At 33.2% G+C, this 17,475-nt stretch carries 14 protein-coding genes, 1 tRNA gene and 2 pseudogenes; 9 read left to right on the top strand and 8 right to left on the bottom strand.

Annotated features, from left to right (window positions below; translation table 11 throughout):
- The first annotated feature begins 98 nt into the window (after positions 1–98).
- The 3 genes from mraY to BKH42_RS06250 are packed head-to-tail and all read left to right on the top strand — an operon-like array spanning position 99 to position 4,290.
- Positions 99–1,163: a phospho-N-acetylmuramoyl-pentapeptide-transferase gene (mraY, locus tag BKH42_RS06260; protein ID WP_095295768.1), complete on the top strand. Its 1,065-nt coding sequence runs from the start codon at positions 99–101 to the stop codon at positions 1,161–1,163.
- A 5-nt stretch (positions 1,164–1,168) separates the two neighbouring features.
- Positions 1,169–2,422 carry a UDP-N-acetylmuramoyl-L-alanine--D-glutamate ligase gene (gene murD, locus BKH42_RS06255; RefSeq protein ID WP_095295767.1) on the top strand — a complete coding sequence of 418 codons (1,254 nt, stop codon included), beginning with the start codon at positions 1,169–1,171 and terminating at the stop codon, positions 2,420–2,422.
- Positions 2,422–4,290, top strand: a complete 1,869-nt coding sequence (locus BKH42_RS06250) for a mechanosensitive ion channel family protein (RefSeq protein ID WP_095295766.1) — start codon at positions 2,422–2,424, stop codon at positions 4,288–4,290. The genes murD and BKH42_RS06250 overlap by 1 nt, the downstream gene beginning before the upstream one ends.
- Before the next feature lie 86 nt (positions 4,291–4,376).
- On the opposite strand, the gene BKH42_RS06245 is transcribed toward BKH42_RS06250, so the two are convergent.
- The 3 genes from BKH42_RS06245 to BKH42_RS06235 form a co-directional block, all read right to left on the bottom strand.
- A complete protein-coding gene (locus tag BKH42_RS06245; RefSeq protein WP_095295765.1) occupies positions 4,377–5,132 on the bottom strand; it encodes an exodeoxyribonuclease III in 756 nt (251 codons plus the stop codon).
- 85 nt (positions 5,133–5,217) lie between these two features.
- Positions 5,218–7,683 carry a molybdopterin-dependent oxidoreductase gene (locus BKH42_RS06240; RefSeq protein ID WP_095295764.1) on the bottom strand — a complete coding sequence of 822 codons (2,466 nt, stop codon included), beginning with the start codon at positions 7,681–7,683 and terminating at the stop codon, positions 5,218–5,220.
- A 10-nt stretch (positions 7,684–7,693) separates the two neighbouring features.
- The gene (locus tag BKH42_RS06235; protein WP_095295763.1) at positions 7,694–8,263 is read right to left on the bottom strand and encodes a hypothetical protein; all 570 of its coding nucleotides are present in this window, start codon (positions 8,261–8,263) and stop codon (positions 7,694–7,696) included.
- Between the two features lie 162 nt (positions 8,264–8,425).
- Between BKH42_RS06235 and BKH42_RS06230 the strand changes: the two genes are divergently transcribed.
- Positions 8,426–8,501 (top strand) — tRNA-Phe (locus BKH42_RS06230).
- A gap of 129 nt (positions 8,502–8,630) precedes the next feature.
- On the opposite strand, the gene BKH42_RS06225 is transcribed toward BKH42_RS06230, so the two are convergent.
- Together BKH42_RS06225 and ung are read right to left on the bottom strand one after the other, a co-directional pair.
- Positions 8,631–9,086: a DUF1104 domain-containing protein gene (locus BKH42_RS06225; protein WP_095295762.1), complete on the bottom strand. Its 456-nt coding sequence runs from the start codon at positions 9,084–9,086 to the stop codon at positions 8,631–8,633.
- A 90-nt stretch (positions 9,087–9,176) separates the two neighbouring features.
- On the bottom strand, positions 9,177–9,881 hold the full coding sequence (ung, locus tag BKH42_RS06220) for a uracil-DNA glycosylase (protein ID WP_095295761.1): 705 nt from the start codon (positions 9,879–9,881) through the stop codon (positions 9,177–9,179).
- 142 nt (positions 9,882–10,023) lie between these two features.
- Here ung and BKH42_RS09865 point away from each other — a divergent pair.
- Together BKH42_RS09865 and BKH42_RS06210 are read left to right on the top strand one after the other, a co-directional pair.
- Positions 10,024–11,144, top strand: a pseudogene (locus tag BKH42_RS09865) (site-specific DNA-methyltransferase).
- Positions 11,134–12,002: pseudogene (locus tag BKH42_RS06210) on the top strand (CfrBI family restriction endonuclease). Before BKH42_RS09865 ends, BKH42_RS06210 begins: the two co-directional pseudogenes overlap by 11 nt.
- Positions 12,003–12,004: 2 nt before the next feature.
- Here BKH42_RS06210 and BKH42_RS06205 read toward each other — a convergent pair.
- From BKH42_RS06205 to BKH42_RS06195, 3 genes are read right to left on the bottom strand one after another with little or no spacing between them, the layout of a single operon-like run.
- Entirely contained in the window at positions 12,005–12,973 is a 969-nt protein-coding gene (locus BKH42_RS06205; RefSeq protein ID WP_095295760.1) for a Gfo/Idh/MocA family oxidoreductase, read from the bottom strand.
- Between the two features lie 9 nt (positions 12,974–12,982).
- A complete protein-coding gene (locus tag BKH42_RS06200; RefSeq protein WP_095295759.1) occupies positions 12,983–13,453 on the bottom strand; it encodes an acyltransferase in 471 nt (156 codons plus the stop codon).
- Entirely contained in the window at positions 13,450–15,132 is a 1,683-nt protein-coding gene (locus tag BKH42_RS06195) for an N-6 DNA methylase (RefSeq protein WP_095295758.1), read from the bottom strand. Before BKH42_RS06195 ends, BKH42_RS06200 begins: the two co-directional genes overlap by 4 nt.
- Before the next feature lie 159 nt (positions 15,133–15,291).
- On the opposite strand from BKH42_RS06195, the gene hisA reads away from it, so the two are divergent.
- The 3 genes from hisA to BKH42_RS06180 all read left to right on the top strand — a co-directional run bounded on the left by hisA (position 15,292) and on the right by BKH42_RS06180 (position 17,450).
- On the top strand, positions 15,292–16,014 hold the full coding sequence (gene hisA, locus BKH42_RS06190; RefSeq protein WP_095295780.1) for a 1-(5-phosphoribosyl)-5-[(5-phosphoribosylamino)methylideneamino]imidazole-4-carboxamide isomerase: 723 nt from the start codon (positions 15,292–15,294) through the stop codon (positions 16,012–16,014).
- A gap of 149 nt (positions 16,015–16,163) precedes the next feature.
- Positions 16,164–16,538: a chemotaxis response regulator CheY gene (locus tag BKH42_RS06185; RefSeq protein WP_095295757.1), complete on the top strand. Its 375-nt coding sequence runs from the start codon at positions 16,164–16,166 to the stop codon at positions 16,536–16,538.
- A 9-nt stretch (positions 16,539–16,547) separates the two neighbouring features.
- Positions 16,548–17,450, top strand: a complete 903-nt coding sequence (locus BKH42_RS06180; RefSeq protein ID WP_095295756.1) for a 50S ribosomal protein L11 methyltransferase — start codon at positions 16,548–16,550, stop codon at positions 17,448–17,450.
- Positions 17,451–17,475: the final 25 nt, after the last annotated feature.

Genomic DNA, 17,475 nt, shown 5'->3' with positions numbered 1-17,475 from the left:
TCAGAGAGTTTTTATTATAAACCTAAAAATAAATCAGTTTTAAAGATTTTATCTTAAAAACTGATTTATAATTTCAAATCAAAAAATTAGGAATGTCTATGTTGTATTATTTATACTCAGATTTTGGTATCAATGTTTTTCAATACCTAACCTTTAGAGCTGGAGTGAGTTTTTTTCTTGCATTTTTTTTGTGTTCTTTTATGATGCCTTATTTTATCAATTGGGCTAAGGCAAAAAAAGCAAATCAGCCTATCTCTACCTTTGTTCCTGCTCATCAAGGGAAAGTGAATACTCCTACGATGGGTGGTATGGTGTTTTTGTTATCCACCGTGATCGCATCAGTTTTGAGCGTTAAACTCAATAATAATTATGTCATTTTGGGTTTGATTGTTTTGATTGTGTTTGGTTTGATTGGAGCAAGAGATGATTATATGAAAATCAGTGCAAAGAAAAATAGTGGGATGAGTGCTAGATTGAAATTCACACTCCTCTTTATTGTTGCAGCTCTAATTTCGAGTGCTTTAAGTTTCAATGGATTGGATTCAAGCTTGTATGTACCATTCATGAAGAAGCCTCTGTTTTATTTGGGAGATTATCCAGGTTTGGCAATAATGTTTTGGACTTTAGTATTTTTAGCCACTACTAATGCTGTGAATATTACTGATGGGCTTGATGGACTTGCTACTGTTCCTAGTATTTGTGCATTGTTGTCTTTGTCTGTGTTTGTATATATTGCAGGGAATGCAGAGTTATCTAGATATCTTTTGTGGCCTAGGGTTGTTGATGCAGGAGAATTATTTATTGTTTCGATGGCTTTAATTGGATCGCTTTTTGGTTTTCTGTGGTATAACTGCCATCCAGCGCAGGTTTTTATGGGTGATAGTGGAAGTTTGGGAATAGGGGGATTCATCGCTTATATGGCTATTGTTTCAAACAATGAAGTATTGCTTATTCTTATTGGTTCTATTTTTGTGATAGAAACACTTTCAGTTATTCTTCAAATAGGAAGCTATAAAACACGTAAAAAACGAATTTTTCTAATGGCACCTATCCATCATCATTTTGAGGCTAAAGGTTGGGCAGAAAATAAGATTATTGTGAGATTTTGGGTGATTGCGATTTTAAGTAATATTATCGCACTGATGAGTATCAAGATAAGGTAGGCTTCATGAAAGATATTTCAATCTTTGGATATGGAGTTACAACAAAACCAATCATTGAGTTTTTGGCCAAACAGGGTCAAAAATGTGTTGTTTTTGACGATAAATTTTCTGGTCAATCTTATGATGATTTTGGAAATTTACTTTTACCCTCTAGTGCTTTTGAATCTCAAAAATCTAAACTTGAAATCTTAAGTCCAGGTATCCCGCCTTATCATCAGTTGATTTTAAAGGCAAAAAACATTATCAGTGAGTATGATTATTTTTATTCTTTATTTGATGAAGACTTCTCTCCATTAACTGTATGGATTAGTGGGACAAATGGAAAAACCACTACAACAGAAATGCTCACTCTTTTACTTGGTTCTCATGGGGCAAAAAGTGGTGGGAATATTGGTGTTCCTCTTGCAGAACTTTTTGTAAATAGAGCTACTTTATGGGTATTAGAGAGTAGTTCTTTTAGTATGCATTACACTCAAAAAGCACATCCAAAATTATATTTATTGTTGCCAGTTAGAGAGGATCACATCAGTTGGCACGGAAGTTTTCAGGCCTACATAAGTGACAAACTTAAACCATTAAAATTGATGGAATCTGAAAGTTTTGCAATCATTCCAAAAGAATTTTCTCAAACCCAAGAGGTTAAAAACTACAAAGGAAAAATAGTCTTATATGAAGATTCTAAAAGTTTAGCCTTAGAACTAGGAATACAAATCGGAGATATTCATTTTACAGAACCTTTTTTGCTTGATAGTATTTTGGCATTATATGCTAGTAAGTTGTTATTTGGAGAGACAGATATAAAAACACTGAATACGTTTAAAGTTGGAAAACATCGCATAGAAGAGTTTGAAGATTTTAAATCTCGTCTATGGGTTGATGACAGCAAGGGAACAAATGTGGATGCAACTTTAGAAGCGATTAAGCGCTATAGCAATAAGAAGATTTTTTTGATATTAGGTGGTGATGATAAAGGCACTGATCAAAGTCCAATTTTTGAACTTATCAGATCTCTTGATGTTGAGGTTTTTGCAATCGGAAGCAATCAAGAAAAACTTTTTATCTTGAGTAAAAATTATGGTGTCAAAGTCCATAGATGTGCTGATTTAAAAAATGCAGTTTGTACAATCAAAAAGGTTTTAAAAATGGGCGATGTTGCCTTGCTTTCACCTGCCGCATCTAGCTTAGATCAGTTTAGTTCCTACAAACAAAGGGGCGAACTTTTCAAACAATACGCATTAGAAAAAAATAAAGGGCTGTAATGAAAAATATTATTCTTGCATTAGTTTTTGTGTTTTGTTGTGGTTTTTTGCCTAATACTCTAAAGGCAAATGAGGGTCCTGATTTTGTAGATTTGTATGTCATGCTCAATCAGATTGAGCATATCAATTCTACTCTTGATGCCTATAAAAATAATCCTCAGAAAGCTCAAGCATATAATCAACAAAAGACAACTTTGATGAGGGAACTTACTTTAAAAATAAATGACTCTAAAGAAAAGATAGGTATAGATATTGTTCAAAATAATCAAATGCAAGAAAAAATTAAACTTGATATTGAAAAAAATACTCATATGAATGATACTTATTCATTGGCCTTAAATAAAATCTCATTAGATTCATTGATTTTAGATCAACAGATGTATGATTTGCTCCAAAAATTACGCAAAAATCTAGGATTTTTTAGTCAAAAAGAAGATATTACAAACATTCTTTCTGATGCTTTGATGCGTTTTGATGAGAGATTAGATGTGAAATTTTTGATCCCTGATAATTTTAATAGTAGCCAAAAACAAAATCTTCAACATCAGTTTAATAGCTACAGAACCAAGCTTGAAACTTATGTCGAAGTACTGAACTATTTTCAGAAACATTCTGAGGATATGCTTCCTAAAAATGAAATAATGAACATTGGAATGGAAAAGATTTTGCAGAAAATAGATGATTATATTCCAATCAATACACATAATTTTATTTTGGCAAAGATTGTTTTATCTTTATTGACATTATTAGTTTTGCTTGCTTGTAGAAAGATTGTTGCAAGAATTGTGCTTAAAGTGGTTGATTTTTTCGTGAAATTCACTAGACATAATGAAGAAATTCAAAGCAAGATTCGCAATGATATCACGACTCCTATTTCCTGGTTTTTGCTTTTTTGGAGTATTGATATTTCTTTAGATATTTTGTATTACCCCAGTATTGTGTCCCCAAAACTTCAAGTCTGGTTTGGTGTGGTATATATTGTTTTATTTGCTTGGTTTGTGATTTCGCTTCTGAAGGGTTATGGAGGAGCATTTATTTCAAGCATTGCTCAAAAAAGTTCTGATGGATTCAGAAAAGAAGTCATTAATTTGATTTTAAAAATTATCTATTTCATTGTGGTTGTATTTGCTCTTTTGGCTATTTTGAAACATTTAGGATTCAATATTTCTACAATCGTAGCTTCTTTGGGAATAGGAGGACTTGCGGTCGCTCTAGCAGTCAAAGACTTACTAGCGAATTTTTTTGCATCTGTGATGTTGTTGTTTGATAATTCTTTTTCACAAGGGGATTGGATTGTGTGTGCAGATATTGAGGGTACGGTAGTAGAAATAGGGCTAAGACGCACTACGGTTAGAACTTTTGATAATGCTTTATTGTTTGTTCCTAATTCGGAACTTGCAAATAAGGCGATCAGAAACTGGAATCGTAGAAAAGTTGGTAGAAGAATAAAAATGAACATAGGTCTTACTTATGATTCTCCACGTGAAAAATTAGAAAAATGTGTTGCTCAAATCAGAGAATTGCTTGCTAACAATCCTTACATATCTAAATCTACCGATGAACGTGGTGCTATAGAATATCAAGCCGCATTCAAAAAAGATATTGTTTCAATTGATGATTATTTGGGATATAAAAATACGTTGATGGTATTCATAGATGAATTTGCACCTAGCTCTATAAATATCTTGATTTATTGTTTTAGCAAAACCGTTGCCTGGGCAGAATTTTTAAAGGTGAAAGAAGAGATTATGCTTGAGATAATGAAAATTGTTGAGTCTAATAACTTGAATTTTGCATTTCCAAGTCAGAGTCTCTATGTTGAAAGTCTTCCTTTGGGAGAAAAAAATGGAATCAAAAATTTATCATAAAAACACCTTAGGATTTTCACTATTCTTTTTATGATAAATAGGGAAATAAGGACTGCGTTGATTTAGATGAGCTTGTATCATCTCAACTACAGAGTGAGTTCAAGCTCAACTGGACAATGATCACTTCCCATTACTTCAGGATATATTTTGGCACTTTTGAGTTTAGATTCTAGTATTTTTGAACATAAAAAATAGTCAATTCTCCATCCTGTATTGTTTTCTCTAGCTTTTCCCATATAGCTCCACCAGCTATAAGCCCCCTCTAAATCTGGATAAAAATATCTGAAAGTGTCAATAAAGCCTGTTTGTAACAATTCACTAAATTTTCCTCTTTCTTCATCTGTAAAACCTGCATTTCTCCGATTAGTTTTTGGATTTTTTAAATCAATTTCTTTATGGGCGACGTTCAGATCCCCACAAATAACAACAGGTTTTTTCTCTTCTAGTTTTTTTAAAAATTTTCTAAAGTCATCCTCCCATTCCATGCGATAAGAAAGTCTCTCAAGTTCTCGCTTAGAATTTGGAGTATATACATTCACCAGATAAAAATCTTCATACTCAGCAGTGATGATACGTCCCTCTTTGTCGTGATGATCTATTCCCATATCATAATTCACTGAAAGAGGTTTATTTTTTGAAAATACCACCACACCCGAATACCCTTTTTTTTCTGCACAATTCCAGTATTCTTCATAGCCTTTGAATTCAAAGGTAGCCTGATCTTTTTGCATCTTTGCTTCTTGAATACAAAAAATATCTGCATCTATGTGATGAAAAAAATCCATAAAACCTTTGTTCATACAAGCTCTAAGACCATTGACATTCCAAGATATTAATTTCATATATAATCCCTTCAATTTAAATTGCACAAAATTATATCTTTTATGATTTATATTTCAGAGATTTAAGAGAACTCATCATCAATTATCATATAGATTGAGAAATTTTTGGTTTAGAAAATGCCCTGATTTCTCTAATATTTCCCGTAAATTTTTCAATTTGAACAAGCGTGGTATGAGCGATGTTGCTTTGGGCAAGTTTGGATGTTCCTTTGTCAATAGTGAGGACATTTATATTTCCGTGTTGACAGAGGCTTTTTTTGCCAAAAACTTCAGGATCATACCAAGCACCTTCACAGATAATCCCAACATTTTTTCTAACTTGCGATGTGACTATTGCTCCTGCTAGAATTTCTCCTCTATCATTAAAAAGCCGGACAATATCACCACTTTTTATGCCTCTAGTACGCGCATCTTCTGGGTGTAGCAATATGGGTTCTCTACCACTTATTTCTGCAAATGTGCGGACAAAAGAGTTATTCATTTGTGAGTGAAGTCTGTAGCGTGAATGTGGGCTCACGATATGGATTGGATACTGCTTAGCTTTAGGTGATCCTAGCCATTCTATGGGTTCAAACCAAGTCGGATGACCCTTACAATCATCATATTCAAATTTAGCGACAACAGGAGAGTAAATTTCAATTTTTCCAGAAGGTGTCCCAAGCTTGTTTTTGTAAGGATCTTTGATGAAATCTTGCAATCTAGTATAAAGTTCAGTTTCTTGACTGTCTTTTGCAAAACGCACGATTCCTTTTGACCAAAACTCTTCAAACTTAGGCATTGAAACATTAAGCTTTTGTGCTTGTTTCCTTGCGTCTTCATAAAACTCTTTTGCCCAGGCTAATTCATCTTTGCCTTCTGTGAAGACTTCTTCATAACCCCATCTTTTGCATAGCTCTTTGCATATCCAAAAATCACTTCGACTTTCCCCAATAGGATCAATAACAGGTTTTCTAGCAATGATATATTCCTTATTGGCTAGGGTTTGATCAATATCAATTCTTTCAAGTTCTGTGGCTACGGGTAAAACAATATCAGACATCTTTGCCATTGATGTCCAGTATGGATCAGCTGTGATGATGGTATCAGCTTTTTTTAGGGCAACAATAGCATTATTGACATCTTGATGTCTTGTCAAAGGAGAACCTGAGGCAAAATAAAGTACTCTCATATGTGGAAGTTTTATTTTTTTGCCATCTTGATCAATGATGCTTCCAGGATGTTGTAGAGCCTCAATAGATCTTGAAGAAGGAATAGTGATATTTTTTCCTTTTATCCATCCTCCTTTAGGAAATTTTTGGTTATATTTTTCAGGAATACTCGTGCTCATACCTTTGAGTGTGGGGGCAATTTTATCACTCATTCCTTGAGAATAATAACTCAAAGAGAACTCAAATCCACATCCAAGTTTGCCAATATGGCCAAGCATTGCACTTAGAACCGCAATCATCCAAAAGGACTGTTCCCCGTGGTCTTGTCTTTGAAGAGCTCTACCAGCAATGATGATTGTAGGTTCTTTAGCAAAACTTTCTGCAAGAGATTGAATCTGCTTAGGATTGACACCACAAATTTTTGACGCCCAATTGATGTCTTTTACTATCCCGTCTTCTTTCCCTAAAAAATAATCTCTGAATTTATTAAAACCAACCGTATATTTACGTACAAATTCTTTGTCATAAAGTCCTGAACTGAATAAATAGTGTGCCATTCCTATCATCAATGCCGTATCGGTATTTGGAATCACTGAAATAAAGCTAGATTTTAAGTATCTTTGAGTGTCATTTTGTTTGACATCAACACTATAGAGATTGAGCTTTTTATTTTGAGAAGCTTTTTTGAGCTCCTCAAATACAGGATAGTTTTCGTGAGTAGGCGAACTCACTGCGATTTGATTGGTGATAAGTGGATCTGTTCCCCAAAAAACTATATTTTTGGCACCTTTTAAGATTGCTTTCCATTTGGTGGGGCTTTCATAAACTGTGTTGCTTCCCATTACATGAGGCATAATCACCATTCCTGCTCCCGTAGAATAATCTCCACTTTCTTCAACATACCCACCGAGTATTTTTAGCATTCTATGTGCAACTGTGCGTCCCCAACTAACTTTGCCTGATCCTCCCCACCAGTAGCATTCCCCATAAATACTTTCAGCACCATATTTATCAAAATTCTCTTTCAGTGCCTTAGCGGCAAGATCAAGTGCTGTTTCCCAACTCACCCTAACAAATTCTTCTTGCCCTCTTAGATCGGATCTTGACGCACCTTTTGCTTTTAGGTAACTTTTTCTTACCATTGGATATTCCACACGGCTTTCATTATTGACTACATCTGGAATTGCATAGATAAGGTTATTGGGTTTTTTATCACCTTCAAATGCTTCTACATTGACAATTTGATTTCCACTTGTTTTAGCATAAAATACTCCATAACGATTCCCTGTGAGCATCTTTTTGGAATCAAATATTGTTTGTGTAGCGGCGTCAAACTTGCTTGCCTCTAGCAAACTTCCAGCTGCGATAACTGATGTTGCTTTGATAAAATCTCTTCTTTTCATATTATTCTCCTTATTGATTTTTTGTGTCTTTAGCGTTCTGCTGTAGATATTTAGTGATGAGTTCTTTTGTATCTTTATCAAGTGAGACCATATCTTTCATGCTACTGATATTACTTGGCCATTGATTGACGGTGAAATCATCAGGACTATGAAGTCTATGGCACTGCGAACAGGTTTTCTCATAAATATCTTTTGCCTTTTGATTCAAAGCTTCATTGCTCATATCAAGCATAGATTTATCTACTTCAAATTCCCCTTCCACCTCAAGCCATAAATCTCCATAATCATTCTCTTTTTTTGAAATAGTTTTCAAAAAAGTACTGTTGTTTTTGTCTAAAATCGCATAAACTTCTCCGAGTTCTGGACTTCTTTGAACGATTTTTGTATAGTTCTCATCCACAAAGCCTTTGAGTTTGATTTTAGCCTTACTGCCCTGTATTTGGATAACCTGAACAGGAGTGAGTGTAGTTATTTCTCCCACGACCTTATCATTTACTTTTAGAGCAGTGGTTTTGTTGATGAAAGCATTCTGTGCTCCTAATATTCCTAAAAATAAAAATACAGTTAATGCTACCCTCATAAGCTCTCCTTTATTGTCATTTGATTATTCAAACACCTAATTATCCCCCTTATAAAGTAAAAATAACCTTAAGTATTTGATATAATACAAATATGTATTTAAGAAATGAATTTAAGTTAATTTTCAAGCGTTTTTAGTAATAATTGCACCCTTGCAATGTTAGGCTTGATAGCTCAGTCGGTAGAGCAGGAGACTGAAAATCTCCGTGTCGGTGGTTCGATTCCGCCTCAAGCCACCACTTCAATATCCCTCAAATATTTTTTTATCTCTTGGATTTATTTTTAATTTAGTGCGAATTTTGTGTGTATAAAAGACAATTCTTTTTATGATTTGCTCAAAGCCCTAGGCATAGTGCCTAGAGAAGGTTTTATTTTTGTGAGGGTTTTGTGGTTGAAGATTTTGTATCAGTTGTTTTTGCTGTTTTAGTGGGTTTTGCTTCCATATCTTTTTTATGAGTTTTTTTGTGTTTGTGATGAGGATGTTCTAGACCACTTTCTTTGATCTGCTCTTTTGTCATGCCTTTGATTTTTTCATCCATAGCCTTTTTGATAGCTTCTCTTCTAGCTCTCATATCTTTTACACTCATTTTTTCAGTGTTTTTCTTCATAGAAGCTTCAAGCTTTTGATGGAAAGTCTTTGCTTCATCTTGCTTCATTGTTTTCATTCGTTTATGAAGCTCTATTCTGTAATCAGGCACATCTTTTGGTGCAACCGTTCCTGCCATTTTTATTAAATCATCATTGCTTGTTTTAGAAAAACTAGCTCCAAATGCCAATGAGGCACAAAATGCTGCTGCCAAAACCATTGAAACGAACTTATTCATCTTATTTCCTTTTTTTTTGAGATATCTTAGATTATAGAGTGGTAGTGTGAATCATATATTAATAGATTTCTATAGATCTTAGGGGTAAATTTAATCTTTAATTTCCCAGTCCATAGGCTCCTTACCCAGTTTTTTTAGTGCTTCTTGTGCTTTGAGAAACACACCGCTCCCAACAAATCCTTGTGCTAATGGACTAGGGTGTGGTGCAGTGATAATGATATGTTTATTTGTATCTATAAGGGAAGCTTTCTTTTTAGCGTAATTACCCCATAGCATAAAGATGATTTTGTCACAATGAATTGATATGGCTCTAATAATGCTATCACTGAAATTTTCCCAACCAAAATATGCATGAGAACCTGCATTCGCTTTTTTAACACTAAAAATCGCATTTAAAAGTAATACTCCCTTTTCGCACCACTGTGTTAGATCGCCGTGAGAAGGTATGGAAACCCCAATTGATAGATTGAGTTCTTTGTAGATATTTTTAAGACTAGGCGGAATAGGCACACATTTAGGCACAGAAAAGCTTAATCCCATTGCTTGTGGTATTTCCATTCCATTGTGCACAAAGCTTCCATGATAGGGATCTTGTCCTAAAATAACGATTTTTACTTTTTTAGGCGGGGTTAGATTGAGAGCATTGAAAGTTAATTTTGCAGGAGGATAGATAATTTCTCCTTTGGCTTTTGCCTGTGTATAATGAGTCTTTATTTGATTAAAATAAGGCTTTTCAAATTCGTCTTTGAGTAATTCTTTCCATTGGGGTATTATCTTGATTGAATCATAGTTCATTTGAATCCTTCGGTGATTTCTCTAGATAAGATTTTACAATATTCCCTCCATTATGTCTCTAAAACTATTTGATATAATGCAGACTGACATAAAAGAAGAGGTAAATCAAATGGCACCAAATAATCTTTTTGAAATTCCAAATATGACTTGTATTAAAAAGCTAGGACTAGAAAAAACGATTCTAATTTAGATTTTTTGATCAAACTTTTTAATGAAGATTTAGACATTGAACTCAAAAGAGAGATTGTTTCTTCTATAGGGAGGCAACAAAATAATGATATTGTCTATGATTTTTTATCTAAAGAAGCCTTTAATGGGAATTATATGGAGCTTGTATATCAAATGTTCCGAACCACTCTTTATAAATCTAGGGAGGATATTCGTTTTGCACAGCTAAGAGATAAAATTTTGGAGTTTTATAAGAACGAAGTTTTGCAAAAAATGTTTGATTATTATGAATATAAAAAATAAAAAAACCACTTAAAAAAATTTTTAGACAAATCACGAAACCTTCTATTTTGGCTGGAGATAACAGAATCACTCTTAAAGTAATAGAAGATGCTCAAGTGCAGTTTATTTTTACTTCCCCGCCTTATTATAATGCTAGGGTTTATTCAGATTATAAAAGCTATGAAGATTATCTTGAGTCAATATAACAGACTCTAAAACAGTGCCATAGAATCTTAGAAGATGGTCGGTTTATTCTCATCAATGTTTCTCCTGCGATCACAAAACGAGCAGGAAGGGAATTTGAATCTATTCGTTATCTCATACACTTTGATTTTCATAATATTTTAACTAAGTCAGGATTTTATTTTTATTGATCAGATTATTTGGATAAAACCAGAATATTCTGTTCCAAATAGAATTGCAGGGTATTTGCAGACTAAAAGACCACTTGGTTATAAACCTAATTGCATCACAGAGAGCGTGATGGTTTATCGTAAAAATACTCATTTTTTACTAGATAAAAATATCAATTCTTATAACAAGAATCTTAAAAACGATGATGAAATAGACACAACAAATTGTTGGTATGTCTCTCCAAAATCTAGCAAAAACCATCCAGCAGTTTTCCCTGAAGAGCTATGTGAAAGAGTACTGAAATATTATTCTTTTGTAGGGGATGTTGTATGCGATCCTTTTGCAGGAAGTGGAACCTTTGGTAAGGTTGCCAAGAGTATGCATAGAATACCATTATTGTGTGAGCAAAATAAAGATTATGTCCAAAACTTAAAAAGGAGTGGTTTTAATGAGATTTAGTGAAATAGTTCTCAGGAATACGGTTGAAAACTTATTAGGGGAGATGATTATAGAAAAGAAGTTGTGAATGCCATTAATTTGGAATTTTTGGATTTTGCATTGGATTTTTTCAAGAAGATATTAGATACCAAGCTCAATGATAAGAGTATAGATCTGAGTTGTTATAAAAATCACTTTATCAATAGTGATTCTATTAACTCTGATGAAGCAGTAATTTTTGCAGGTATGAATAAAAAACAATAGGAAATATTTATGGAAGTGCAAAAAAAGAGATAATGTTAAATGTTGCAAATACAAATATTGATTATCTAGAAAACTTATTAAGCTAATTAGAAAGCGATATGGATCAAAATATTGGAATCTCAATAAAAATAGGTTACAAAGACATTTTTGTTGAATTGAATTTAATGGAGAGTTTATTGGTGATTAATGCGATGGCAACCAAAAAGATTGCATTGCGTGGAGGTGCTTGGAGTAGCATTGGTAAAAGAGTTGAAAAAACCATTAATGTTACAATTATGTCATTTGAGTGGAGTTAGCAAGGATGCTATCAATGCTGATATTTTTAAGAAAAATGGAGAGTTGGATTTTGATAGGGAAGTGGATTTCAAACTTTATGACACCTCTAAAAGCAAAGAATATAGGGTAGAAGTTAAATTAATGGGAAAAGGCAACCCAGAATCTGCAGATGCAGTTATTGCCAGAGATACGGATATTTTTGTAGCAGATACCTTAAGTGATCAAAATAAAAACCAGCTCAAATCATTGGGAGTAGAGTTTTTGGAACTCAAAAATAATCAAAACTCTTTGAATGATTTTAGAAAAATTCTCAGGAAATTGGATATCCCACATAGGTAATACTACGATTTTGAGATGATCTCTAAGGCTTGAATCACTCTTAAGACATGCTCTTTTTGGTTTTGATAGCAAGATTTTTCAGAAATTGAGGAGAAAAATGAGGCGATGGAATTATCTAGTGCCATAAAATTTTCCAATACAGGAATTTCTTCCTCTCCTAGTTTATATTCAATCATTTTCTGATAAAGACTATTTTTATCAAACTTGTCTTTAATGATGACCCCGCTATCAAAAAGAGTGATTTTGTCTCTTTTTGTATCATCATAGATGGCTGTTTTCTTGTCCCCTCCAATAATCATTTCTCTGACTTTGATAGGCGAGAGCCAAGAGACATTGATAGTAGCTATGAGACCACTTTGAAGTTCTAAATTGATATTTGCAATTGCATCATGAGGATAGTTCTGATATTTTTTGCTAAATGTTTTTGATTTTTTGATTTTTAATCCCACAAGGGTGTCTATAATGGATAGATCGTGTATTGCCAAATCCCAAATTACGTCCAAGCTACTTTGAAAAAGTCCTAGATTGATTCTACGGGAATTAATATAAACTATTTCTCCAAATGTATGGATATTTTGTTTTAGCCATTTTACTGCAGGAGAGTATAAAAAAGTATGGTCGCAATGCAAGGCACAATTGTTGTTTTGAGCAATTTCATAAAGCTCATAAGCTTCTTGAATATTTGTTGTTAATGGTTTTTCTATAAAGGTATGTTTGTTTGCACATAACGCAGCTTTTCCTAAAGCATAATGCGTATGAGGCGGAGTGATAATAAATATCGCTTCTATGGTGTCATCTTTCAAAATAGACTCATAACTATCATAAGGGGTTAAATGATAGATTTTTTCTGCTTCTTTGATTCGCGATTGATCTTCGTCAAAAATTGTCTTAAGTTCAAAATTTGGATTTTTAAAAACACTTTTGGCGATATTGATACCCCAATACCCATACCCGATAATGGCTACTTTCATATAGTTTCTTTATTTTTTTAGAGCACGTATTTTTTTTGCAGGATTGCCTGCATAAACTCCTGGTTCTGCTATATCCTTACTCACCACGCTCCCTGCTCCAACAACTACATTATTGCAAATATTCACAGGCAAAATAGTTGCATTTGAACCAATAGATACATTATCTCCAATACTAGTTTTTTTCCAATTAGAAGGAGTTAAAGCAGGATAACCCTCTTCAAAAAGGTCATTGATAAACATCACTCCGTGTGCGACAAAGCAGTTTGAACCAATACTTACAAGTGAACAAATAAAGCTATGACTTTGAATTTTAGTGTTATCGCCAATGAACACATCTTTTTGAATTTCTACAAAAGGACCTATGAATACATTATTTCCAAGTTTGCATCCATAGAGGTTAGAGGGAGTCATCACGCAAACATTTTCGCCATATTCAACATTAACAATTTTGCTTTCTATTATCTTGATTTGAGATTTCATTTATTTCCTTTGAGTAGGTTTATTTTTTTGCTAATAATTTCTAACTCCTTGCTTACTTCTTCTATTTTTGAGAAAATCATTTTGTAATCTTTGTTGTAATTTTTAGGAATACTTAGATGGTGTAAATTATCTATATTCACGGTATTTTCACCACTTTGTTCATAAATTTTTTTGAGCGATTTCTCTCCTTGTGATGAGAAAAAATAACAATAAAGTCCTATAGCTATTTCTTTATTTTTTGCCCTTAAAGTAATGATTCCAGCATTTGCCACGCAAAGAGAGTTGATTTCTCCTAAAATAGTAATTTTAGGAGAAATACCTCTTAAAGAAAGTAAAATATCATATGATTTGAGTGCGTATTTTTGTATTTTTGCGATATCCCCATATTCTTTTTTATTTTCGAAATCTTGCGTGAATCCATAAGGTTTAAAATCTGCAATTCCCACATCATAGAATTGAATTTTTTTATCTTTTGGGCTACCATAAGCCCTTTGACCTCTAAAAATTTCTATTTCTAGGGATTTTAAAGTGTGAATATCTCCACTTGTATTGTTTTTATTGAGATAGGTTTGTGCTCTTAGATCGTGAATTTGAATTTTATCAAGTGCTGTTAGTGTGGAGTAAGGGGTACAGAGTTTTTTACAGAAAATATTTGAAATTTCATCAATATTGATAAGTCGATTGTATTTTCCATCTTTTTGATAAAAATGCTCATTGTTTGCATTGATGTGTAGTATATTTTCATTCCCTGGAGAAATCACCAAAACAGAAAACTCGTGATTTTGATGAGGAAAAATATTTTTTGGTAATTCAATGATGGCTTCTATCATTTTTTCTTTACACAGACGTTCGCGAAGTTTTTCTTCTAGGGATGATTTTTGTAAAGTTTGATTGCGGATAATAAATACACCACGTTTTTTCAGATGAGAAAGGGCGTGAGTGAGAAACACTAGTTCAGGATAGTTCTTAACCAAGATTCCCATTTTCCCAAAACGTTCATCTTCTTTAAGATATTCTATCCCCATATGAGCATATAACGGAGGATTACAAAGGACTTTATCAAAATGTTCAAATCCGTCTTTTGTTTTAAAAATGGGTTGTTTGAGTATGTCATTCACGCAAAGTTTGACATTTTGTATTTTTGCCACTTGTGCAACTAAGTGAGCTATATTTGAAAGTCTCTCATCAAGCTCTTCTCCATAAAGTTTAATATTATGGGCTGTGTTTCCAAGACCTAAAAATACACTTCCAATTCCATAACAAGGATTATAGATCTCATCATTAGGTTTTATTTCCAGTAAGGATATGAGTAGCTGATTTATCTCCAATGGAGTAGAATAATAATAAAGCTTATTGGAAGTTTTTTTTTGTGTGATGGTGTGCAAAAATTGTTCAATAATTTGGTTATTTATGGGTATTTGATCAATTGTTTTGAGTATTTTTAAAATATTTGCATTTGGGTTGATTTTGACGTAAAATGAATGCTTGATAAGAGTCTGAATCAGATCACAAAATTGCTCATAGATCTGTTCTTTTTTTGCTTCTTTGGATATGAGGGAATGGATTGCTTTAGGGTCTTGGATTTTTAAAATGAACAGCTCTAGCATAATGCTTATTGTGTCAAGAACATCAATATGGTAGCGTTTGAGATATTCAAAAAAATCTAGCAATTTCTTCATTGGTTTCCGATTATAAAAAATTTCTTAGGGAATTCTACCACAAGTATAGGATTAAACTAGATTGAACTAAATTCATCTCTAAGTTAAAGATATCTATGAGGTAGTTTTTCTCTTGTGATAGAATATAGGCTCTAAAAATTCTAAAAAGAGCAAGTGATGATAGATATATTTCCAGCAATTGATTTGAAAGAAGGTAAAGCAGTTCGTCTATATAAAGGCGAAATTAAAAGTGCAAAGGTATATGGAGATGCATCTGAATTTGCCAAGAAATTTGAAGATATGGGGGCAAGATGGCTTCATATAGTTGATCTTGATGGTGCATTTGGTGGAGAACCTAAAAATCTTGAAGTGATAGAAACAATTCGTAAAAGTTCTAGGTTGAAAATCCAGCTAGGTGGAGGAGTACGAGATGAACAAACGATATTAAGATATACAAACATGGGAATTGATAGATTGATATTGGGCTCTATTGCACTTAAAAATCCATTTTTTGCTAAGGAAATGGCTAGTAAATATAATATTGCTGTAGGCATTGATTCAAAAGATGGGAAAGTTGCACTTGAGGGATGGGTAAAAAGTGCACAAATTGAAGCATTAGATTTTGCAAAAGAGTTTAAAGAATCTGATATACAAGCTATCATTTGTACGGACATTAATAGGGATGGAACCTTTAGTGGGATTAATGTTGATTTAACTTTGAAGTTAGCCAAAGCTAGTGAGTGTTTTTGTATTGCAAGTGGGGGAGTTAAGAGCGAAAAAGACATATATGAGCTGAGTGAAAAATTTCAAGAACATAAAATTAAAGGGGGAGTTATCGTCGGTAAGGCTTATTATGAGGGAAAAATTGACTTGAGTGAGATCTTAAAGAACTTTCGTATTTAATTATCCAAGATTTTTTCTTCTCTATTTATATTAGATAGTTATTAATGTTAAATGATCTTAAATTGTGTTATCATTTCAAGAGTGAGATTTTGCTAACATAATTTTGAGTATTCTATACAGGTCACGGATTTACTTTCAAGGAGTAGAAATTGAAGTTGTTGGTAGTAGATGACAGTTCCACAATGAGAAGAATTATAAAAAACACTCTTCAGCGATTAGGCTATGAAGATATCCTAGAGGGTGAAAATGGCCTAGAAGCTTGGCAGGTGCTAGACACAACAGAAGACGTAAAAGTCTTAATCACCGATTGGAATATGCCAGAAATGAATGGACTTGAGCTTGTAAAGAAAGTTCGAGCTGATCCTCGATATGGAGAGATTCCGATAATTATGGTTACCACAGAGGGAGGTAAGGCTGAGGTTATTACCGCTCTGAAGGCGGGGGTTAATAATTATATTGTCAAGCCCTTCACTCCTCAAGTGTTAAAAGAAAAGCTAGAAGTTGTTTTAGGTGTGAATGAATAAAAGACATTGATGCAGGAATATTATTTTGAAACGGTCATTATCCCAGGTGATTGTGCAGACGTTTTTGCAGATTTTATTATTGAAAAAACTGGGGAAGCGATAGAGGAGCGGGATATTTCACAAGAAATATTCAAAACCATTGATGAGCTTACTTATTTTAATATAAAGACCCTTGAAAATCCTCAAGTTGCTTTGATTGTATATTCTTTAAGCGATCCTAGTGTAGATCTGATCGGGTTATTGAGTGATTTTTGTTCTTATCTGAGCAAGAATCTAGGTAGGACTGTAGGCTTTGCATACAAAACAAAACTTTGCAAAAACCAAGATTGGATTACTGAGTATCAAAGAAGTGTCATCCCTATAAGACAAGGGAAATTCTATATTAGACCTAGTTGGCATACAAGCGTTGAGGATGCTATCGATATTCTGATTGATCCAGCTCTAGCATTTGGTTCAGGTCATCATTGCAGCACTTCTATGTGCCTTTTAATGCTCTCAGAAATGACTTTAGAAGGGAAAGAATTTCTTGATGTAGGATGTGGAAGCGGTATTTTATCTATAGCAGCAAAAAAACTCGGTGCAAAAGTTGATTTGTGCGATACTGATGAGTTTGCAATTTCTGAAAGTTCAAAAAATTTTACTCTTAATCATCTTAAACCTGATAATATTTGGCAGGGCTCCATAGAAAAATCTAAAAAGACTTATGATGTCATTGTTGCTAATATTATTGCTGATGTTATCTTAATACTCCATCAAGATTTTATAAAATCCCTAAAACCGCATTCTATTTTGATTTTATCAGGGATTTTAAAAGAATATAAAGAGAAAATATTGAATAAATTTAGTGAGTTTAGGTTGCTAGATATTTTTGAGAAAGATGGCTGGATAAGCATAAAACTTACACAAAAATAATATAATTAAGACTAAAATCAAAAAA

Origin of the sequence: Helicobacter sp. 13S00482-2, assembly GCF_002272795.1 — a bacterium.
GTDB lineage: Bacteria > Campylobacterota > Campylobacteria > Campylobacterales > Helicobacteraceae > Helicobacter_J.
This window is presented reverse-complemented; position numbering and strand designations above follow the sequence as displayed.